Here is a 20,217-nt window from a genome sequence, read left to right as displayed (position 1 = left end):
CATGAGCGACATCCTGCTCAGCGCCAACCACGCTGACCAGCTCGCGCTGATCAATGCTCACCCGGACCTGGCAGGCAAGGCCGCCATCCAGGGCGAACTGACCGAATCGAGCACCAACGAGCAGGCCGGTGCCGGTATCCACCAGTGCACCGCCGAAGAGTTCGCCCGGTTCACCGAACTGAACGATGCCTACAAGGCCAAGTTCCAGTTCCCGTTCATCATGGCGGTGAAGGGCAGTAACCGGCACCAGATTCTCGCCGCCTTTGAAAAACGCATCCACAACGATGCCGATGCCGAATTCAAGGAAGCCCTGGCGCAGATCAACCTGATCGCCCTGTTCCGCCTGCTGCAGCTGTAAGCAACAGCCGAACCTTATTCAGAAAACGAACAATAGAAGAGATAACCGCATGCGCACCCTGATGATCGAGCCCTTGACCAAAGAAGCCTTCGCCCAGTTCGGAGACGTGATCGAAACCGACGGCAGCGACCACTTCATGATCAACAACGGCTCGACCATGCGCTTTCACAAGCTCGCCACGGTCGAAACCGCCGAGCCTGAAGACAAGGCGATCATCAGCATCTTCCGCGCCGACGCGCAGGACATGCCGCTGACCGTGCGCATGCTGGAGCGCCATCCGCTGGGCAGCCAGGCTTTTATCCCGCTGCTCGGCAACCCCTTTCTGATCGTGGTCGCGCCCGTTGGCGATGCACCTGTATCAGGCTTGGTCCGAGCCTTCCGCAGTAATGGCAGGCAGGGCGTTAATTACCATCGCGGCGTCTGGCACCACCCGGTGCTGACGATCGAAAAGCGGGATGATTTCCTGGTGGTTGATCGCAGTGGTTCTGGCAACAACTGCGATGAGCATTACTTCACCGAGGAACAGATGCTGATCCTCAATCCCCACCAATAAGAAAAGGTCAGTCATCTTCTCGGTGACTGGCAGAGGTACATACTGTGGAAGCACACCTTCACGAATGGCTGAACCTGAGCATTCGCTGGGTTCACATGATCACCGGCGTTGCCTGGATCGGTGCATCGTTCTACTTCGTCTGGCTGGAGAACCACCTGAACCGAAGCAACCCGCGCGATGGGTTGTCGGGTGATCTCTGGGCGATTCACGGCGGTGGTATCTACCACCTGGAGAAATACAAGCTCGCCCCCCCGAAAATGCCCGAGAACCTGCACTGGTTCAAATGGGAAGCCTACTTCACCTGGATGTCCGGTATCGCCCTGCTGTGCGTGGTGTTCTACTGGAACCCGGCGCTGTACCTGCTGGCGCCTGGCAGCACCCTGAGCGGTGCCGAAGGCGTGGCTATCGGTATCGGTTCGCTGATCGCTGGCTGGTTCATCTACGACTTCCTGTGCGACTCGCCCTTGGGCAAGAAGCCAGCGCTGCTCGGTGGTGTGCTGTTCGTGCTGATCATCGCTGCCTGCTGGGGCTTCAGCCTGGTGTTCAGCGGCCGTGGTGCCTACCTGCACACCGGCGCGATCATAGGCACCATCATGGTCGGTAACGTGTTCCGCATCATCATGCCGGCCCAACGCCAGCTGGTGGCGGCGATCGAGAACAATCAGACGCCCGACCCGGTACTGCCGGCCAAGGGCCTGCTGCGCTCGCGTCACAACAACTACTTCACCCTGCCGGTGCTGTTCATCATGATCAGCAACCATTTCCCGAGCACCTACGGTAGCCAGTACAACTGGCTGATCCTGGCCGGTATCGCAGTAGCCGCGGTTCTGATCCGCCACTACTTCAACACCCGCCACGACAGCAACAAGTACGCCTGGACCCTGCCCGTCGGCGCCTTGGCAATGATCTGCCTGGCCTACGTTACCGGCCCGAAACCGATGGCCGTAAGCCCTGAGCAAGCCGCAGCGAAGATCGAGTACCAACCGCTGCCGGCAACTGCCGTAGGCGGCAAGACCGCTGCCGAGCAGCGTGCCGAGGACGCCGCCAAGGCTGCCGAAGCACCCGCCGCACCTGCGCAAGCACCGGCCCAGGCCGCTGCCCAGGCCGGTGGTGGCGACTTCGACAAGATCCACAATGTCATCCAGGAACGCTGCACCGTGTGCCACTCGTCCAAGCCGACCAGCCCACTGTTCAGCGCCGCTCCTGCCGGCGTGATGTTCGACACTCCGCAGCAGATCCAGGCCCAGGCCGCGCGCATTCAGGCGCAAGCGGTTGCCAGCCAGATCATGCCGCTGGGCAACATCACCCAGATGACCACCGAAGAGCGCAAGCTCGTCGGCGACTGGATCGCCAAAGGCGCCCAGGTCAACTGACAGCACCTCGCCAGGCAACCCGCCCCCCAAGGGAATCACCTTCCCCTGTAGGAGCGGGCTTGCCCGCGAAGAGGCCGGAAGCCCCGGCCTCAAGCTCCATGTGTTACGCAACAAGCAAGCATCGAGCGCGCAGGCATGAGGCCTGCCGCTTGGATCCGAGAATAAAAACAAAACTCGAGGTGCTGCATGTCCGAGTCACGCAAGGCGTATATCCCCATTGCGCCGCCGCGAGAACCCTTGCCCCTGTTCCAACTGTTCCTGGTTGGCCTGCAACACGTTCTGCTGATGTACGGTGGCGCGATCGCCGTGCCGTTGATCATCGGCCAGGCCGCCGGGTTGTCCCGCGAAGAAGTCGCTTTCCTGATCAACGCCGACCTGCTGGTCGCTGGCGTCGCTACCATCATCCAGTCGTTCGGTATCGGCCCGGTGGGCATCCGCATGCCGGTGATGATGGGTGCCAGTTTCGCTGCCGTCGGCAGCATGGTGGCCATGGCCGGCATGCCCGGCGTGGGCCTGCAGGGGATCTTCGGCGCGACCATCGCTGCCGGGTTCTTCGGCATGCTGATCGCGCCGTTCATGTCCAAGGTTGTCCGCTTCTTTCCCCCACTGGTCACCGGTACGGTGATCACCTCGATTGGCCTGTCGCTGTTCCCGGTGGCCGTCAACTGGGCCGGTGGCGGCCAAGACGCTCAAACGTTCGGCTCGCCGATCTACCTGCTGGTGGCCGGCCTGGTACTGGCCGTTATCCTGCTGATCAACCGCTTCATGCGCGGTTTCTGGGTCAACGTGTCGGTACTGGTGGGCATGGGCCTTGGCTACATCCTGGCCGGCTCCATCGGCATGGTCGACCTGTCGGGTCTGAATGAAGCACCGTGGTTGCAGGTGGTCACCCCGCTGCACTTTGGCATGCCGACCTTCAGCCTGGCGCCGATCCTGTCCATGTGCCTGGTAGTGGTGATCATCTTCGTCGAGTCCACCGGCATGTTCCTGGCCCTGGGCAAGGTGACCGATCGCGAAGTCACCCCTGGCATGCTGCGTCGCGGCCTGCTGTGCGATGCCGGTGCGTCGTTCATTGCGGGCTTCTTCAACACCTTCACCCACTCCTCGTTCGCCCAAAACATCGGCCTGGTGCAGATGACTGGGGTGCGCTGCCGCTATGTCACCATCGTGGCCGGTGCACTGCTGATCCTGCTCAGCCTGCTGCCCAAGGCGGCCTTCCTGATTGCCTCGATCCCGCCTGCGGTACTGGGCGGCGCGTCCATCGCCATGTTCGGCATGGTCACCGCCACCGGGATCAAGATTCTTCAGGAGGCGGACATCGGCGACCGCCGCAACCAGCTGTTGGTTGCCGTGAGCGTCGGCTTCGGGTTGATCCCCGTGGTGCGTCCGGAGTTCTTTGCCCAGATGCCACAGTGGATGGAACCCATCACCCACAGCGGTATCGCCATGGCCACGGTCTGTGCCCTGGTGTTGAACGTTCTGTTCAACATCCTTGGCGGTGCCGACCGCGCAATGCACAACGACGTCTGTCACCAGCATTGAGCCAAAAGGGGCGGTGCATGACCGCCCCTCATCACCTCTGCAGTAACCGCTACGCCGTCGACCCGCCGGAATGGGTCGCCCGGGGCGCCTGCGCGCCAAAAAAACCGCCAACAAAAACAATAAGTCCGGGAATCACAACATGAAGCGCATCACCACGTCCCTGTTGTTGGGCAGCAGCCTGCTGGCCACCCTACCCTCGCACGCAGGCGAATGGCTGCAATGGCACGGCGAAAGCCTGACCTACCTGTACGGCAAGGACTTCAAGGTCAACCCTGATATCCAGCAGACCATCACCTTCGAGCACGCCAACAAATGGAAGTACGGCGACACCTTCATGTTCGTCGACAAGATCTTCTACAACGGCAAGGCCGACCCCGGCAAAGGTGTGACCACCTACTACGGCGAGTTCAGCCCACGCCTGTCATTGGGCAAGATCTTCGACCGCAAGCTTGCCTTCGGTCCGATCAAGGACGTGCTGCTGGCCATGACCTACGAGCGCGGTGAAGGCGACAACGAGGCCTACCTGATCGGCCCAGGCTTTGACTTGAACATCCCCGGCTTCAACTATTTCACCCTCAATTTCTACGTGCGTAACACCGAAGGCAGCCGCCCCGGTGACAATGTCTGGCAGATTACCCCCGGCTGGTCGTACACCCTCCCTGTCGGCCGGTCAGACATTCTGATCGACGGTTACATGGACTGGGTTACCGACAACGACCAGACCCGCCGTGGCACCTATCACGCCAACCTGCACTTCAACCCGCAGGTTAAATACGACCTGGGCAAGGCGCTGAACCTGGGCGCCAAGCAGCTCTACGTCGGCTTTGAATACAGCTACTGGAAAGACAAGTACGGCATTGACAGCCGCGGCAACCTGGACAGCAACCAGAGCGTGGCCAGTGCGCTGATCAAGGTGCACTTCTAGGAAGTTGACCAAACGCACAAGTTTGAATCACCCCGCTCCAGGACGGAGCACTTGAGGCGCGGCGCGCAAGCCAGTAATCTGCGCGCCCCCTCGATCAGGGCAGAACGGATTCTGCCTGCGTTTACTGACCGCTCAGTCAATGAATACGGGCGGTTGGCCAACGTGTTGCCAGCCTGAAAGACCCTTTTCATCCGTTCAGAACGAAGTCGAGCAGGAAGGTTTTGCCAACCCGGAAAAGTTGGCTCGACCCTTGCCAAACAGCTGTGGCCTATCGAAAAAAGCTGACTTAAAAGACAAAAAAGCGCCGACAACGAGCGCTGACAACAGATCAATCAAGGGAGCGACACTCGCAATGCGTACCATCAACAGCCTGATCCTTGCCGGCGGCCTGCTGGCCTGCGGCACCACCTTCGGCGGCGACCTGCTGCAATGGCAGAACAACAGCCTGACCTACCTGTGGGGCAAGAACTTCAAGGTAAACCCCGAGACCCAGCAAACATTCACCTTCGAACACGCCGACGCGTGGAAGTACGGCGATAACTTCTTCTTCGTCGACAAGATCTTCTACCAAGGCAAGAAGGACGCCAGCAACGGCCCCAACACCTACTATGGCGAGTTCAGCCCACGCCTGTCGTTCGGCAAGATCTTCGACCAGAAGCTGGAGTTGGGCCCGGTCAAGGACGTGCTGCTGGCGATGACCTACGAGTTTGGCGAGGGTGACACCGAGTCTTACCTGATCGGCCCGGGCTTCGACCTGGCCATCCCGGGCTTCGACTACTTCCAGCTGAACTTCTACAACCGCACCACCGACGGCAGCCGCGCTGGCGACAACGTGTGGCAGATCACCCCGGTGTGGTCGTACACCATTCCGGTCGGCGATTCCGACGTGCTGATCGACGGCTTCATGGACTGGGTGGTGGACAACGACGAGAACCGCCGCGGCACCTACCAGGCCAACCTGCACTTCAACCCGCAGATCAAGTATGACCTGGGCAAGGCATTGCACCTGGGTGAGAAACAGCTGTATGTGGGTGTGGAGTATGACTACTGGAAGAACAAGTACGGCATCAAGGACAGCGATGCTTTCACTACCGACCAGAACACCATGAGCTTCTTGGTCAAGGTTCACTTCTGACCTGAGTTAGCGGGGCCGCTTTGCGGCCCATTCGCGGGTAAACCCGCTCCTACAGGGGACGCGCCGGGTTCAAGGCAAACGCGGTACCTGGTAGGAGCGGGTTCACCCGCGAACCGGGGCAAAGCCCCGGCCACACGCCTCAATTGGCTGGCCGAACCGCCCGCCACAATTTCCCCGCAACGCTTACCACCGCCAGCACCACAGCACCTGCGATGACTCCGGCCCCGCCGTTGAGCAACGCCCCGGTCAACGCCCCGCCACGCCCTTCGCTGAACGCCTCGATGGCATGATGCAGCGGCTCGATGCCATGCACCAGGATCCCACCCCCTACCAGGAACATCGCCGCAGTACCAATCACCGACAGGCTCTTCATCATGTAGGGCGCAGCCCGGAGGATGCCGTTGCCAACCAACTGAGCCAGACGCGAGGCCTTCGTGGTCATCCACAGCCCCAGGTCGTCGAGCTTGACGATGCCGCCGACCAGCCCGTATACCCCGATGGTCATGACAATGGCTATGCCCGAGAGCACGATGATCTGTTGCGGCAGCGGCGTATCCGCCACTATCCCCAAGGTAATGGCAATGATCTCGGCCGACAGGATGAAGTCGGTGCGCACCGCGCCCTTGATCTTGGCCTTCTCGAAGGCCACCAGGTCGACATTGGCGTCCGCCACGGCTTGCTGTCGAGCCTTGTGCTGCGCGTCGTCCTCATCCTTGCTGTGCAGGAACTTGTGCGCCAGCTTCTCGAAACCCTCAAAGCACAGGAACGCGCCACCCAGCATCAACAACGGCGTAACCGCCCACGGTATGAACGCACTGATCAGCAGCGCGGCCGGAACCAGGATCGCCTTGTTGACGAACGACCCCTTGGCCACCGCCCACACGACCGGAAGTTCGCGATCGGCGCGCACGCCGGTGACCTGCTGGGCATTCAGCGCCAGGTCATCACCCAGCACACCCGCTGTCTTTTTCGCCGCGACTTTGGTCATTAGCGAGACGTCATCCAGCAGCGTGGCGATGTCGTCGATCAGTACCAGTAGACTGCTTCCTGCCATGTTTGCTTGTATCCAAATAAGTCAATGTGCCGGATTCTAGCCCAAAGCCGCTGCCTTGAGCGCCCGTCGACCCCGGTGCTACCATGCCCGATCCCCCTTAGAGGTGGCCAGACACGAGGAAGATCCCTGACCATGAGCACCATTCGCGAGCGCAACAAGGAATTGATCCTGCGCGCGGCCAGCGAGGAATTCGCCGACAAGGGCTTCGCCGCCACCAAGACCAGCGATATCGCGGCCAAGGCCGGCCTGCCCAAGCCGAACGTGTATTACTACTTCAAGTCCAAGGACAATCTCTACCGCGAGGTCCTGGAAAGCATCATCGCGCCGATCATGCAGGCATCCACGCCGTTCAATGCAGACGGCGACCCGAAGGAAGTGCTGAGTGCGTACATTCGCTCGAAGATTCGCATTTCGCGTGACCTGCCCCATGCGTCCAAGGTGTTCGCCAGCGAGATCATGCATGGCGCGCCGCACCTGTCTCCGAACCAGGTCGAGCAGTTGAACGAACAGGCCCGACACAACATCGAGTGCATCCAGCGCTGGATCGACCGCGGGCAGATCGCCCATGTGGACGCGCATCACCTGATGTTCAGCATCTGGGCGGCGACCCAGACCTATGCCGACTTCGACTGGCAGATTTCTGCGGTGACCGGCAAGGCCAAGCTGGCCGACAGTGATTATGACGCGGCGGCCGAAACCATTATCCGCATGGTGCTCAAGGGTTGTGAGCCAGAGGTGGCCTGACATGGCCAATGGGGACCGCATTCCACTGGGGTCGCACGCCCCTGTGGGAGCAACCGTCTTGCTCAATTTCTAAAAGCTGGCGCGATCCGTGTGGGAGCGGCCTTGCGTCGCGAAAGGGCTGCACAGCAGCCCCGGGGCTTCAGCGTCGATGCAAATAATGCCGGGGCCGCTTCGCGGCCCTTTCGCGACACAAGGCCGCTCCCACAGGCCGGTGTTCAGCCTCAGCCCAGCGCAGTGTCGAGAAACATCATCACCGCAAACCCGCCCATCAACCCTGGGTAATGGAGCTGGGTGCAGCGCTGGGCATCAAGGTCGAGCCGGCGCTGGAAGCCCTGAAAGTCGCCGTACACATCTAAAGCCTGGCGCAGTCTTTGTGGGGCCTTGTGTCGCGAATGGGCCGCAAAGCGGCCCCAGCTGACTTGAGCCTTACGCCGCTACCCCGGCATCTGCCCGCAACCCCACCTCCTCGATCGCACTGATCGCACACTGCTCGTCGATATCCGACGTATCGCCGCTGATCCCCACGGCACCCAGCACCTTGCCGTCCTGATCACGAATCAGCACCCCACCTGGCGCCGGCACCACCGGCCGCTCACCCATCCCGTTCAACGCGGCAAAAAAAGCCGGCCGCTGCTGCGCATCCAACGCCAGCAAGCGCGACCCCTTGCCCAGGGCAATCGCACCCCAGGCTTTGCCAGTGGCCACTTCAGGCCGAATCAGGCTCGCGCCATCCTCACGCTGCAACGCCAGCAGGTGCCCGCCGGCATCCAGCACCGCAACGGTCAGTGGCGCGGCGTTGATCTTGCGGCCTGCCGCCAGTGCGGCGTTTACCAGGCTGACAGCGATTTTCAGGTTCAAGACGTTCATGGAAAGGTCCTCTTCTTGTTGTGAGAAGCCCTAAGGGCAGTTGAAAACCGATAGAGCAAATAGAACACAACGAGATGTATTTTTGTATACAATATTTTGAAACGATCGTATGCGATGGCGCAAATAGCCGTTTTCACGGCCGCTTTGACGAAAGCGAGCCCACCCGATGAAAACCCATTGACCTGAGCCGCCAGGCGTGAATACACTCTGTCGCAAAGCAAGTTGTATACAATTACAAAATCGATGAGGCACAAACCATGAGCAAAATGAGAGCAATCGATGCAGCCGTTCTGGTCATGCGCCGTGAAGGTGTAGATACCGCGTTCGGCATCCCGGGGGCTGCCATCAACCCGTTGTATTCGGCCCTGAAGAAAGTCGGTGGCATCGATCACGTCCTCGCTCGTCACGTCGAAGGTGCCTCGCACATGGCCGAGGGCTACACCCGCGCCAACCCGGGCAACATCGGTGTGTGCATCGGCACTTCCGGCCCTGCCGGCACCGACATGGTCACCGGCCTGTACAGCGCCTCGGCCGACTCCATCCCGATTCTGTGCATCACTGGCCAGGCGCCACGTGCCCGCCTGCACAAGGAAGACTTCCAGGCTGTCGACATCACCAACATCGTCAAGCCAGTGACCAAGTGGGCGACCACCGTTCTGGAGCCAGGCCAGGTGCCTTACGCCTTCCAGAAGGCCTTCTATGAAATGCGTACCGGCCGCCCAGGCCCGGTGCTGATCGACCTGCCGTTCGACGTGCAGATGGCCGAAATCGAATTCGACATCGATGCCTACGAACCACTGGCAGTCAACAAGCCATCCGCCACCCGCGTACAGGCCGAGAAAGCCCTGGCCCTGCTCAATGACGCCGAGCGCCCACTGCTGGTAGCCGGTGGCGGCATCATCAACGCCGACGCCAGCGACAAGCTGGTCGAATTCGCCGAACTGACCGGCGTACCCGTGATCCCGACCCTGATGGGCTGGGGCACCATCCCGGACGACCACGCCCAGATGGTCGGCATGGTTGGCCTGCAGACCTCGCACCGCTATGGCAACGCAACCCTGCTGAAGTCCGACCTGGTATTCGGTATCGGTAACCGCTGGGCCAACCGCCACACCGGTTCCGTCGATGTCTACACCGAAGGCCGCAAGTTCGTGCATGTCGATATCGAACCGACCCAGATCGGCCGCGTGTTCACCCCGGACCTGGGCATCGTTTCCGATGCTGGCAAGGCACTGGACGTGTTCCTGGAAGTGGCCCGCGAGTGGAAAGCGGCCGGCAAGCTCAAGTGCCGCAAGGCCTGGCTGGAAGAGTGCCAGGAGCGCAAGTCGAGCCTGCAGCGCAAGACCCACTTCGACAACGTGCCGGTCAAGCCGCAGCGCGTCTACGAAGAAATGAACCAGGTATTCGGCAAGGACACCTGCTACGTCAGCACCATCGGCCTGTCGCAGATTGCCGGCGCGCAGTTCCTGCATGTGTACAAGCCTCGCCACTGGATCAACTGCGGCCAGGCCGGCCCGCTGGGCTGGACCATCCCTGCTGCGCTGGGCGTGGTCAAAGCCGATCCGAAGCGCAAGGTTGTGGCGCTGTCCGGTGACTACGACTTCCAGTTCATGATCGAAGAACTGGCGGTGGGTGCGCAGTTCAACCTGCCGTACGTGCACGTGCTGGTGAACAACGCCTACCTGGGCCTGATCCGTCAGGCGCAGCGTGGCTTCGATATGGATTACTGTGTACAACTGGCGTTCGAGAACATCAACTCGACCGACGCTGCCACCTACGGTGTCGACCACGTCGCCGTGGTCGAAGGCCTGGGTTGCAAGGCCATCCGTGTGTTCGAGCCAGCAGAAATCGCCCCTGCCCTGATCAAGGCACAGAAGATGGCCGAAGAGTTCCGCGTGCCGGTGGTGGTTGAAGTGATTCTCGAGCGTGTGACCAACATTTCCATGGGCACCGAGATCAACGCGGTCAACGAATTCGAAGACCTGGCCCTGGTCGGCAACGACGCGCCAACCGCCATCTCGCTGCTGGACTGATCGCCTGACGCCCCCAGGCACGCCCTGGGGGCCTTCATCGCAAGGAGACAACTCATGCCTCGCTTCGCTGCCAACCTGTCCATGCTGTTCACCGAACAGGACTTCCTGGCCCGCTTCAAGGCCGCCGCCGATGCTGGTTTCAGCGGCGTCGAATACCTGTTCCCCTATGACTTCAGCGCAGCTGAAATCAAGCAGCAGCTGGAGGCCAACGGCCTGACCCAGGTGCTGTTCAACCTGCCGGCCGGCGACTGGGCCAAAGGTGAGCGCGGTATCACCTGCCACCCTGACCGCGTCGAGGAATTCCGCGCGGGTGTCGACAAGGCCATCGAATACGCCAAGGTGCTGGGCAACACCCAGGTCAACGCCCTGGCCGGCATCCGCCCACAAGGCCCGGACTGCGCCACCGTGCGCAAGACCTTCGTCGAGAACCTGCGCTACGCCGCTGACAAGCTCAAGGGCGCCGGTATTCGCCTGGTCATGGAAATGATCAACACCCGCGACATCCCGGGCTTCTACCTGAACACCACCCAGCAGGCCCTGGAAATCCAGGCCGAGGTGGGCAGCGACAACCTGTTCCTGCAATACGACATCTACCACATGCAGATCATGGAAGGTGACCTGGCTCGCACCATGGAAGCCAACCTGAAACTGATCAACCACATCCAGCTGGCCGACAACCCCGGCCGCAATGAACCAGGCACCGGCGAGATCAACTACCGCTTCCTGTTCGAACACCTGGACCGCATTGGCTACCAGGGCTGGGTGGGCGCGGAGTACAAGCCCAAGACCACTACCGAAGCAGGCCTGGGCTGGCTGAAAACCCACAACGCAATCTAAGGCTGATCGAGGTCCTGTGACACATGCCTGACCCTGTAGGAGCGGGTTCACCCGCGAATGCGACGTTGGCTTCACTGCCGCTTTCGCGGGTAAGCCCGCTCCCACAGAATTCTGTGTCCAACAACGGGCCTGTGCAGCCTGCTCCATCGAGATTCAACAAATACAACGAGGTAATCTCTCATGGCTAAAATCGGTTTCATCGGCACCGGCATCATGGGCAAGCCCATGGCCCAGAACCTGCAAAAAGCAGGTCACAGCATCTTCGTTTCCACCCACCACGACGCCGCGCCAGCCGACCTGATCGCCGCCGGTGCCGTGGCCCTGGCCAACCCGAAAGAAGTTGCCCAGGAAGCCGAATTCATCATCGTCATGGTTCCCGACACCCCGCAGGTCGAAAGCGTCCTGTTCGGTGAAAACGGCGTGGCCGAAGGCGTTGGCCCGAACAAGGTGGTGATCGACATGAGCTCGATCTCCCCTACCGCTACCAAAGCCTTCGCCGAAAAAATCAAGGCTACCGGTGCCGCCTACCTGGACGCCCCAGTGTCCGGTGGTGAAGTCGGCGCCAAGGCCGCGACCCTGAGCATCATGGTCGGTGGCTGCCCGAAAGCCTTCGAGCGCACCCTGCCGCTGTTCGAAGCCATGGGCAAGAACATTACCCGCGTCGGTGGCAACGGTGACGGCCAGACCGCCAAGGTCGCCAACCAGATCATTGTCGCCCTGAACATCCAGGCCGTGGCCGAAGCCCTGCTGTTCGCCGCCAAGAACGGCGCCGACCCTGCCAAGGTGCGCGAAGCACTGATGGGCGGCTTCGCCTCGTCGAAAATCCTCGAAGTGCACGCCGAGCGCATGATCAAGGGCACCTTCGACCCAGGCTTCCGCATCAACCTGCACCAGAAGGACCTGAACCTGGCCCTGCAAGGCGCCAAGGAACTGGGCATCAACCTGCCCAACACCTCCAATGCCCAGCAAGTGTTCAACACCTGCCAGGCACTGGGCGGCGGCAACTGGGACCACTCGGCGCTGATCAAAGGCCTGGAGCACATGGCCAACTTCTCGATCCGCGACGACAAATAAGTCGTTTTTAGCCTTCACTGGCCTCTTCGCGGGTAAACCCGCTCCTACCAAAGACCGCACAATCGCTCAGAGCTGTGCATGTAGGAGCGGGGCTTGTCCGCGAAGAAGCCAACGCCGTTGAACCTGCGACCACAGGCCCAATGGTGGCATCGAGCAACACCCGCCCCTGGTTCGGCCTGCACGGAGGCAGTTCCAGGGGCGTTTTTGATTCTGCAGAACAACAATAATTGGGAGCCTGCCATGTCGGTCGATCCGCAAAAACTTCTCCGCGAACTGTTCGACACAGCCATCGCCGCCGCCCACCCCCGTCAAGTCCTCGAACCCTACCTGCCCGCCGATCGCAGCGGCCGGGTTATCGTCATCGGCGCCGGCAAGGCCGCAGCTGCCATGGCCGAAGTGGTCGAGAAAAGCTGGCAGGGCGAAGTCTCCGGCCTGGTCGTGACCCGTTACGGCCACGGCGCCAACTGCCAGAAGATCGAGGTGGTCGAAGCCGCCCACCCGGTCCCGGACGCTGCCGGCCTGGCTGTGGCCAAGCGCGTGCTGGAACTGGTCAGCAACCTCAACGAAGAAGACCGCGTCATCTTCCTGCTGTCTGGCGGTGGCTCGGCGCTGCTGGCCCTGCCTGCCGAAGGCCTGACCCTGGCCGACAAGCAGCAGATCAACAAGGCACTGCTGAAATCCGGCGCCACCATCGGCGAGATGAACTGCGTGCGCAAGCACCTCTCGGCGATCAAGGGCGGGCGCCTGGCCAAGGCCTGCTGGCCGGCCACGGTCTACACCTATGCCATTTCCGATGTACCGGGCGACCTCGCCACGGTGATCGCTTCCGGCCCCACCGTGGCCGACCCGAGCACCTCGGCCGACGCCCTGGCCATCCTCAAACGCTACAACATCGAAGCGCCCAAAGCGGTCATCGACTGGCTGAACAACCCGGCATCGGAAACCGTCAAGGCCGATGACCCGGCCCTGGCCCGCAGCCACTTCCAGTTGATCGCCAAACCCCAGCAGTCGCTCGAGGCCGCCGCGGTCAAAGCCCGTCAGGCCGGTTTCAGCCCGCTGATCCTCGGCGACCTGGAAGGTGAATCGCGCGAAGTGGCCAAGGTGCATGCCGGTATCGCCCGGCAAATCGTTCAGCACGGCCAGCCGCTCAAAGCGCCCTGCGTGATCCTGTCGGGTGGCGAAACCACCGTGACCGTGCGCGGCAATGGCCGTGGCGGGCGCAACGCCGAGTTCCTGCTCAGCCTCACCGAAAGCCTGAAAGGCCTGCCGGGCGTGTACGCCTTGGCCGGTGACACCGACGGCATCGATGGCTCGGAAGAAAACGCCGGTGCCTTCATGACCCCGGCCAGCTACGCCAGCGCCGAAGCCTTGGGCCTGTCGGCCAGCGACGAGCTGGACAACAACAACGGCTACGGCTACTTCGCCGCGCTGGATGCGCTGATCGTCACCGAACCGACCCGCACCAACGTCAACGACTTCCGCGCCATCCTGATCCTCGAGACTGCCCAATCATGACGCCTGATAAAAAAGTTAAGATCCTCGCCACCCTTGGCCCTGCGATCAACGGCATCGACGATATCCGCCAGCTGGTCGAAGCCGGGGTGAACATCTTTCGCCTCAACTTCAGCCATGGCGAGCATGCCGACCACGCCCTGCGCTACCAGTGGATCCGCGAAGTCGAGCAGCAACTGAACTACCCGCTGGGCATCCTCATGGACCTGCAAGGGCCGAAGCTGCGCGTTGGCCGCTTCGCCGAAGGCAAAGTGCAGTTGCAACGCGGGCAGGCCCTGCGCCTGGACCTGGACAAAACCCCGGGCGACAGCCGCCGGGTCAACCTGCCGCACCCCGAAATCATTGCCGCCCTTGAGCCCGGCATGGACCTGCTGCTGGACGACGGCAAGCTGCGCCTGCGCGTGACCGCCAAGCACAGCGACGCGATTGACACCGAGGTGCTGAACGGTGGCGAGCTTTCCGACCGTAAGGGCGTCAACGTACCGCAAGCGGTGCTCGACCTCTCCCCTCTCACCGAAAAAGACCGCCGCGACCTGGCCTTTGGCCTGGAGCTGGGTGTGGACTGGGTCGCCCTGTCGTTCGTGCAGCGCCCTGAGGACATCGTCGAAGCGCGCCAGCTGATTGGCGACCGCGCCTACCTGATGGCCAAGATCGAGAAACCATCGGCCGTCGAGCAACTGCAAGCCATCGCCGAGCTGGCAGACGCGATCATGGTGGCCCGTGGTGACCTGGGCGTGGAAGTACCGGCCGAGAGCGTGCCGCAGATCCAGAAGCGCATCATCGGCACCTGCCGCCAGCTGGGCAAACCCGTGGTGGTGGCCACGCAGATGCTCGAATCCATGCGTTTCTCGCCAGCGCCAACCCGTGCCGAAGTCACTGACGTGGCCAACGCGGTGGCCGAAGGTGCCGATGCAGTGATGCTGTCGGCCGAAACCGCCTCGGGTGATTACCCGCTGGAAGCCGTGCAGATGATGAGCAAGATCATCCGCCAGGTTGAGAACGGCCCGGACTACCAGGCCCAGCTCGACGTCGGCCGGCCAAAGGCCGAGGCCACCGTGTCGGACGCCATCAGCTGCGCGATCCGCCGCATCAGCGGCATCCTGCCAGTGGCGGTGCTGGTCAACTACAGCGAGTCGGGTGCCTCGACCCTGCGCGCGGCACGCGAGCGGCCACGGGCACCGATCCTCAACCTGACGCCGAACCTGAACACCGCACGCCGCCTCAGCGTGGCTTGGGGTGTGCATTCGGTGGTCAACGACCGCCTGCGTCAGGTGGACGAGGTGGTTTCCACTGCCCTGGAGATTGCCCAGGCGCAAGGCATGGCCAGCCGTGGCGACACGCTGCTGATCACCGCTGGCGTGCCTTTCGGCAAGCCGGGTACGACTAACACGCTGCGGATCGAGACTTTGATCTGAGATTGCCGGGGGCGCGTTGCGCCCCTTTCGCGACACAAGGCCGCTCCCACAGGGCCACGCTGGCACAAGGGAATGCGATCCCTGTGGGAGTGGCCTCGTGTCGCGATTGGAGGGCAAAGCCCTCCCCGAATACCGCTCTACCCGACCGCGGAAAACCGAGGCCCAAAGAGGCCCACCGCTCCCCCATCAACCTCACTGACTGCCCCATGTACACCAAAAATTTCGTCAACCCTTGCCCCGACTGGGCCACGGCGTTACTCAACGGCTTCAGCCAGGTGCTGCTGCTGCGCAACCCCCTGTGCGGCCTGTGCTGCCTGCTGGCCATCCTGCTGACCGCACCCAACCTGGTCGGCGGCGCGCTGCTTGGCGCCCTGGCCGGCCTGCTCACCGCCCAGGCACGCGGCTATGACCGTGCCGACCGCCAGGCCGGGCTGTACTGCTACAACGGCGTACTGATCGGCATTCTGATCAGCGCCGTGCTGCCCTGGTCGGTCATATTGCCCCCCCTGATCATCGCCGCCGGCGGCCTGTCCAGCATCATCACCCACCAGTGGCGCAAGCGCGGCGGCAAGTTGCTGGTCGCCTATACCGCGCCATTCGTGCTGCTGGGCTGGGGCACACTGCTAGTCGTCAGCCCCTCACCAAGCGGCTTCGTCGAAGCTGACCCGCTGTACGCGTTGGCCCGCGGCGTGGGCCAGATCTTCCTGCTTGATCAACCCTTGGCCGGGCTGCTGATCATCGTCGGCATGTTCATCGCCAATCCCTATGCGGCGCTGTGGGCGGTGATCGGCTCGGCCATTGGCGGCGGGGTGGCGTTGCTCGCCGACCAGGCACAGGCAGCGTGGCTGGGTTTGTATGGCTTCAATGCCGCGCTGGCGGCACTGGCGTTTAGCCGCCAGAGGGAAAAACCATGGGTGACGTTGCTAGCAATTGCCCTGGCCCTGCTGCTGCAACCGCCGTTCAAGTTGCTTCCGATACCTGGCCTGACGGCGCCCTTCGTCATCGCCTGCTGGCTGATGCACCTGAGCGGCCACTTGAAGCAGGTAGGCGAACGCTCCAACACCAAGAGTCTGCGCAGTTAGATGTCACATCACTGATTCATTCAAAAAAACTTCTAAACTTCTTACGTCCCTTGCGGATTGCCGCGCCCAGCCCAGGCATACTCGGGTCCTGCTTTGAAAAATCAGTCATCGTTGACTCACTAATTAAAATCACGTCGGAATCGTACACAACTTGACCGTTACCGCTTATTCTCGCATGAGTTGGATTAACCTTCATCAAAGTGAAACCCGCTTTGATGAACTCACTGGCGAAAGCCTCCAATGACTTCATCTCAATACCCTCAGTAGGGACAAGCACATCCCTGACGAATAGAGTTCGATCTTTGTTCACATAAAACCACCCACTTGTACTTACAGTTGGGTCTTCACGTTCAAGAGGCACACCATCAATATCTTTTGCCCTAAAGCGGCTGATCCGTACACCTGAAGGTGCTTTAGGGTTGTAAGAAAACCCCTGAACACGATAATTCTTTTTCCGTATGGACGCGAAGATCGGGTCGAACACCGACGGATTATTGGAAAATCGGGTTTGACCATCGGGGTCGCTGAAATTGACAGGGTCACCTCCACAATACGCATAAGCGTTGATCCCACCGCTTCCAAATGGACTCAACGTATCCGGACTATTAAACCGCATTAGAACCGGACTATAAACCCGATGCCCATTACCCAGAAAATACCCGCGCATTGCACCATCCAAAAACTGGCCATTAAATGCCAATCGAGCACTACGCTCACTGCATCCCAAGTAGCCATATACTGAATAAGCCAACCTTCCGCATGCCCCTCTGGGCAACTCAAGTAAGCATCTCATTTTAACTCCTTAGCCGTAGTTCCATTAGTCCCATACTGCATCGAATGAAGGATGCAGGAAACTGGCATTTTTATTAGGTCGGCTCCGAATTTTCGCGTTGCAAGCTCCGGCGAAGACCCTCTACGCTTGCAGATCAAGGCCAAGGAATCCCCTTCACATGTCCACCCCGCAATCTTTACGCGAACGCCTCTACATCATGGTCTTCCAGACCGACACCGTAGCCGGCCGCCGCTTCGACAAGATCCTCCTGCTGATCATCCTGGCCAGCCTGGTCACCGTCATTCTCGACAGCATCGACGAAGTGCACCAAGGCTACGCCGGCCTGCTGGCCGGCATCGAGTGGGGCTTTACCGCGATCTTCCTGGCCGAATACATCACCCGCCTGTACTGCTCGCCCAAGCCGTTGCGCTATGCCTTCAGTTTCTACGGCCTGGTCGATTTACTGGCGATCGTGCCGGGGATCCTCGCGCTGTACTACAGCGACGCCCAGTACCTGCTCATCATCCGGGTCATCCGGATGCTGCGGATCTTCCGTGTACTCAAGCTCAGCCCGTACCTCAAGCAGGCCCATTACCTGATGGAGGCGCTACGCGGCAGCAAGCAGAAGATCATCGTGTTCCTGGTGACGGTATCGACGCTGGTAACGGTGTTCGGCACGCTGATGTACGTGATCGAAGGGCCTGAGCATGGCTTTACCAGCATCCCCAAAGGCATCTACTGGGCCATCGTTACCCTGACCACCGTGGGCTTTGGCGACATCGTGCCCAAGACGCCGCTTGGGCAGGTGCTGTCGTCGCTGGTGATGATTACCGGTTACTCGATCATTGCCGTGCCGACCGGCATCTTCACCGCCGAGCTGGCCAATGCCATGCGAGGGGAGCAGCTGCAGCATGATTGCCCGACCTGCCACAAGAAGACCCACGAGCATGGGGCGGCGTTCTGTTCTCGCTGTGGGAATGGGTTGTTTCCCAAAGCGTGACAGCGCCTGCGCCGGCCTCTTCGCGGGTGAGCCCGCCCCTACAACAGGCCCGGACCGTGCGCGGTCCCCGTAGGAGCGGGTTTACCCGCGAAGAGGCCGGCACAGGCAGAAGCATAACCAAAGCATTTTTTGTTCTTTAACCCGTATAAACCCACCCGTTATAGTCGCTGGCAATCTGCACCAACACTCTTCAAGAACAAGGAAGCAATGTGAAAAAACTCTTCACCGCCTCGCTGCTCGCCGCAGGCCTGGCCCTGGGCAACCTCGCCCAGGCCGCCCCCACCCTGCTCAACGTTTCCTACGACGTGATGCGCGACTTCTACAAGGACTACAACCCGGCCTTCCAGAAGCACTGGGAAGCCGAGCACAATGAGAAGGTCAACGTGCAGATGTCCTTCGGCGGCTCGAGCAAGCAGGCACGTGCAGTGATCGATGGCCTGCCGGCCGATGTCATCACCATGAACATGGCCACCGACATCAACGCCCTGGCAGACAACGGCAAGCTGGTGCCCGACAACTGGGTAACCCGCCTGCCGAACAACAGCGCGCCGTTCACCTCGGCCACTGTGTTCATCGTGCGCAAGGGCAACCCGAAAGCCCTGAAAGACTGGCCCGACCTGCTCAAGGACGGTGTCCAGGTGATCGTGCCCAACCCGAAAACCTCGGGTAATGGCCGCTATACCTACCTGTCGGCCTGGGGCTACGTACTCAAGCAAGGCGGCGATGAAAGCAAAGCCCGCGACTTCGTCGGCAAGCTGTTCAAACAGGCACCCGTGCTGGACACCGGTGGCCGTGCCGCCACCACCACGTTCATGACCAACCAGATCGGTGACGTGCTGGTCACCTTCGAGAACGAAGCCGAGATGATCGCCCGCGAGTTCGGCCGCGACCAGTTCGAAGTGGTCTACCCAAGCGTATCGGCCGAAGCCGAGCCACCGGTGACGGTGGTCGACAAGGTAGTGGACAGGAAAGGCACCCAGGCCGTGGCCGAGGAATACCTGAAGTACCTGTGGTCACCCGCAGCCCAGGAGATCGCCGCCAACAACTACCTGCGCCCGCGTGATGCAACGGTACTGGCCAAGTACACCGACCGCTTCCCGAAAGTGGACTTCCTGTCGGTGGAGAAAACCTTCGGTGACTGGCGTACCGTGCAGAAGACCCACTTCAATGACGGTGGGGTGTTTGACCAGATCTATACCAACCAATAGCCGTAAGGGGGCATCTGGCCTAATGCCAGTCAGTTAAGACAGACTCATTGACCTTTAGCCTGTAGGCCGCAAAATCCGATGCTTGGAAACGAGCATCGGATTTTTTATGCGCCTGTCAAAAGCCCTCTCTCTGAAACACCACATTAGAGATTAAAGCGCGGCTATTGAGCAAAACGGTCAAAGGAAAGGTCGTGAGCGTACTGACCTCAATGGCCGATCCGCTACGTTTTCCTAGTGATGAGATCGTCGACCTTTATAGTCAGCGCTGGGAAATCGAACTGGGTTCCCGGGAGATCAAGTAAGGACTTCTGGGCGGCGAATACACGCTGAGAAGCAAGACGCCGGAGATGATTGCGCAAGAGCTGTGGGGCGTTTTGCTGGGTTACAACCTTCTGCGTTATCAGATCATGCAAATGGCTCGACAGTGCCCAGGCGTGTACCCGTGCGATATGAGCTTCACCACCTGCAGCTGGGCAATATTGGGCTTGCTGCATGGTACATAACTGAATCATCCCGGAAACTTGCCAGGCTTTCTTGCAGATTTCCAGGCCTCAGCGGCGCAGTACGTGTTATCTCATCGACGGCCTGACCGGTGGTTTCCACGAGCAGTGAAGCGACGACTAGCGAAGTACCCCACCCGAAAATAAAAATACCAGTCAGCTTAACTGACTGGCATTATGCATCTGCCCCTCTTTTTCTTCCCCCTTCCTTACCCCTTTCGCTATTCCGGCTA

The 20,217-nt window shown here is 60.8% G+C and carries 19 protein-coding genes and 1 pseudogene; 16 read left to right on the top strand and 4 right to left on the bottom strand.

The window, feature by feature from the left end:
• The 6 genes from uraD to BJQ17_RS27105 form a co-directional block, all read left to right on the top strand.
• Positions 1 to 358, top strand: a 358-nt coding sequence (uraD, locus tag BJQ17_RS27130; protein WP_070096881.1) for a 2-oxo-4-hydroxy-4-carboxy-5-ureidoimidazoline decarboxylase, incomplete at its 5' end; no start/stop codon positions are given.
• A 49-nt stretch (positions 359 to 407) separates the two neighbouring features.
• Positions 408 to 911, top strand: coding sequence for an ureidoglycolate lyase (locus tag BJQ17_RS27125; protein ID WP_003254333.1), 504 nt, complete (start codon positions 408 to 410; stop codon positions 909 to 911).
• A gap of 44 nt (positions 912 to 955) precedes the next feature.
• Positions 956 to 2,284 (top strand): urate hydroxylase PuuD, encoded by a 1,329-nt coding sequence (locus BJQ17_RS27120; RefSeq protein ID WP_003254335.1) that lies wholly within the window; start codon positions 956 to 958, stop codon positions 2,282 to 2,284.
• A 186-nt stretch (positions 2,285 to 2,470) separates the two neighbouring features.
• Positions 2,471 to 3,826: a nucleobase:cation symporter-2 family protein gene (locus BJQ17_RS27115; RefSeq protein WP_003254336.1), complete on the top strand. Its 1,356-nt coding sequence runs from the start codon at positions 2,471 to 2,473 to the stop codon at positions 3,824 to 3,826.
• Positions 3,827 to 3,965: 139 nt separating this feature from the next.
• On the top strand, positions 3,966 to 4,751 hold the full coding sequence (locus BJQ17_RS27110) for an outer membrane protein OmpK (protein WP_003254337.1): 786 nt from the start codon (positions 3,966 to 3,968) through the stop codon (positions 4,749 to 4,751).
• Between the two features lie 352 nt (positions 4,752 to 5,103).
• Positions 5,104 to 5,886, top strand: coding sequence for an outer membrane protein OmpK (locus tag BJQ17_RS27105; RefSeq protein ID WP_004576922.1), 783 nt, complete (start codon positions 5,104 to 5,106; stop codon positions 5,884 to 5,886).
• 139 nt (positions 5,887 to 6,025) lie between these two features.
• Here BJQ17_RS27105 and BJQ17_RS27100 read toward each other — a convergent pair whose 3' ends face one another.
• Entirely contained in the window at positions 6,026 to 6,940 is a 915-nt protein-coding gene (locus tag BJQ17_RS27100; RefSeq protein WP_004576920.1) for a DUF808 domain-containing protein, read from the bottom strand.
• Between the two features lie 132 nt (positions 6,941 to 7,072).
• Between BJQ17_RS27100 and BJQ17_RS27095 the strand changes: the two genes are divergently transcribed.
• The gene (locus BJQ17_RS27095; protein WP_014590197.1) at positions 7,073 to 7,684 is read left to right on the top strand and encodes a TetR/AcrR family transcriptional regulator; all 612 of its coding nucleotides are present in this window, start codon (positions 7,073 to 7,075) and stop codon (positions 7,682 to 7,684) included.
• 221 nt (positions 7,685 to 7,905) lie between these two features.
• Here BJQ17_RS27095 and BJQ17_RS32340 read toward each other — a convergent pair whose 3' ends face one another.
• Together BJQ17_RS32340 and BJQ17_RS27090 are read right to left on the bottom strand one after the other, a co-directional pair.
• Positions 7,906 to 8,034 carry a hypothetical protein gene (locus BJQ17_RS32340; RefSeq protein WP_014754328.1) on the bottom strand — a complete coding sequence of 43 codons (129 nt, stop codon included), beginning with the start codon at positions 8,032 to 8,034 and terminating at the stop codon, positions 7,906 to 7,908.
• A 76-nt stretch (positions 8,035 to 8,110) separates the two neighbouring features.
• Positions 8,111 to 8,551: a heme-binding protein gene (locus tag BJQ17_RS27090; RefSeq protein WP_003254344.1), complete on the bottom strand. Its 441-nt coding sequence runs from the start codon at positions 8,549 to 8,551 to the stop codon at positions 8,111 to 8,113.
• A 257-nt stretch (positions 8,552 to 8,808) separates the two neighbouring features.
• On the opposite strand from BJQ17_RS27090, the gene gcl reads away from it, so the two are divergent.
• The 6 genes from gcl to BJQ17_RS27060 all read left to right on the top strand — a co-directional run bounded on the left by gcl (position 8,809) and on the right by BJQ17_RS27060 (position 16,504).
• Positions 8,809 to 10,584: a glyoxylate carboligase gene (gcl, locus tag BJQ17_RS27085; RefSeq protein ID WP_003254345.1), complete on the top strand. Its 1,776-nt coding sequence runs from the start codon at positions 8,809 to 8,811 to the stop codon at positions 10,582 to 10,584.
• A gap of 54 nt (positions 10,585 to 10,638) precedes the next feature.
• A complete protein-coding gene (gene hyi / locus BJQ17_RS27080) occupies positions 10,639 to 11,421 on the top strand; it encodes a hydroxypyruvate isomerase (protein ID WP_003254346.1) in 783 nt (260 codons plus the stop codon).
• Between the two features lie 180 nt (positions 11,422 to 11,601).
• Complete coding sequence (locus BJQ17_RS27075; protein ID WP_003254347.1) at positions 11,602 to 12,495, top strand: 2-hydroxy-3-oxopropionate reductase; 894 nt, start codon at positions 11,602 to 11,604, stop codon at positions 12,493 to 12,495.
• 240 nt (positions 12,496 to 12,735) lie between these two features.
• Entirely contained in the window at positions 12,736 to 14,010 is a 1,275-nt protein-coding gene (locus BJQ17_RS27070; protein WP_003254348.1) for a glycerate kinase, read from the top strand.
• Positions 14,007 to 15,422: a pyruvate kinase gene (gene pyk, locus BJQ17_RS27065; RefSeq protein ID WP_003254349.1), complete on the top strand. Its 1,416-nt coding sequence runs from the start codon at positions 14,007 to 14,009 to the stop codon at positions 15,420 to 15,422. The genes BJQ17_RS27070 and pyk overlap by 4 nt, the downstream gene beginning before the upstream one ends.
• Positions 15,423 to 15,628: 206 nt before the next feature.
• The gene (locus BJQ17_RS27060) at positions 15,629 to 16,504 is read left to right on the top strand and encodes an urea transporter (RefSeq protein WP_003254350.1); all 876 of its coding nucleotides are present in this window, start codon (positions 15,629 to 15,631) and stop codon (positions 16,502 to 16,504) included.
• A gap of 16 nt (positions 16,505 to 16,520) precedes the next feature.
• On the opposite strand, the gene BJQ17_RS32685 is transcribed toward BJQ17_RS27060, so the two are convergent.
• Positions 16,521 to 17,297, bottom strand: a complete 777-nt coding sequence (locus tag BJQ17_RS32685) for an RHS repeat-associated core domain-containing protein (RefSeq protein ID WP_083285120.1) — start codon at positions 17,295 to 17,297, stop codon at positions 16,521 to 16,523.
• A gap of 157 nt (positions 17,298 to 17,454) precedes the next feature.
• Here BJQ17_RS32685 and BJQ17_RS27050 point away from each other — a divergent pair, with 157 nt between their 5' ends.
• The 3 genes and pseudogenes from BJQ17_RS27050 to BJQ17_RS32680 all read left to right on the top strand — a co-directional run.
• Positions 17,455 to 18,276: an ion transporter gene (locus BJQ17_RS27050; protein ID WP_003254352.1), complete on the top strand. Its 822-nt coding sequence runs from the start codon at positions 17,455 to 17,457 to the stop codon at positions 18,274 to 18,276.
• Between the two features lie 209 nt (positions 18,277 to 18,485).
• Positions 18,486 to 19,484: a sulfate ABC transporter substrate-binding protein gene (locus tag BJQ17_RS27045; RefSeq protein ID WP_004577102.1), complete on the top strand. Its 999-nt coding sequence runs from the start codon at positions 18,486 to 18,488 to the stop codon at positions 19,482 to 19,484.
• 149 nt (positions 19,485 to 19,633) lie between these two features.
• A pseudogene (locus BJQ17_RS32680) lies at positions 19,634 to 19,958 on the top strand (transposase); the annotation flags it as partial.
• Positions 19,959 to 20,217: the final 259 nt, after the last annotated feature.

Source organism: Pseudomonas sp. NBRC 111139 (assembly GCF_001753955.1).
Lineage (GTDB): Bacteria > Pseudomonadota > Gammaproteobacteria > Pseudomonadales > Pseudomonadaceae > Aquipseudomonas > Aquipseudomonas alloputida.
Note: the sequence above shows the minus strand (reverse complement) of the source record. Positions and strands in the feature narration are given on the sequence as shown.

Coding starts and splice junctions, on each gene's coding strand:
- BJQ17_RS27125 (WP_003254333.1), top strand. CDS start 408: ATGCGCACCCTGATGATCGAGCCCTTGACCAAAGAAGCCTTCGCCCAG.
- BJQ17_RS27115 (WP_003254336.1), top strand. CDS start 2,471: ATGTCCGAGTCACGCAAGGCGTATATCCCCATTGCGCCGCCGCGAGAA.
- BJQ17_RS27110 (WP_003254337.1), top strand. CDS start 3,966: ATGAAGCGCATCACCACGTCCCTGTTGTTGGGCAGCAGCCTGCTGGCC.
- BJQ17_RS27105 (WP_004576922.1), top strand. CDS start 5,104: ATGCGTACCATCAACAGCCTGATCCTTGCCGGCGGCCTGCTGGCCTGC.
- BJQ17_RS27100 (WP_004576920.1), bottom strand. CDS start 6,940: ATGGCAGGAAGCAGTCTACTGGTACTGATCGACGACATCGCCACGCTG.
- BJQ17_RS27095 (WP_014590197.1), top strand. CDS start 7,073: ATGAGCACCATTCGCGAGCGCAACAAGGAATTGATCCTGCGCGCGGCC.
- BJQ17_RS27090 (WP_003254344.1), bottom strand. CDS start 8,551: ATGAACGTCTTGAACCTGAAAATCGCTGTCAGCCTGGTAAACGCCGCA.
- gcl (WP_003254345.1), top strand. CDS start 8,809: ATGAGCAAAATGAGAGCAATCGATGCAGCCGTTCTGGTCATGCGCCGT.
- hyi (WP_003254346.1), top strand. CDS start 10,639: ATGCCTCGCTTCGCTGCCAACCTGTCCATGCTGTTCACCGAACAGGAC.
- BJQ17_RS27075 (WP_003254347.1), top strand. CDS start 11,602: ATGGCTAAAATCGGTTTCATCGGCACCGGCATCATGGGCAAGCCCATG.
- BJQ17_RS27070 (WP_003254348.1), top strand. CDS start 12,736: ATGTCGGTCGATCCGCAAAAACTTCTCCGCGAACTGTTCGACACAGCC.
- pyk (WP_003254349.1), top strand. CDS start 14,007: ATGACGCCTGATAAAAAAGTTAAGATCCTCGCCACCCTTGGCCCTGCG.
- BJQ17_RS27060 (WP_003254350.1), top strand. CDS start 15,629: ATGTACACCAAAAATTTCGTCAACCCTTGCCCCGACTGGGCCACGGCG.
- BJQ17_RS32685 (WP_083285120.1), bottom strand. CDS start 17,297: ATGAGATGCTTACTTGAGTTGCCCAGAGGGGCATGCGGAAGGTTGGCT.
- BJQ17_RS27050 (WP_003254352.1), top strand. CDS start 17,455: ATGTCCACCCCGCAATCTTTACGCGAACGCCTCTACATCATGGTCTTC.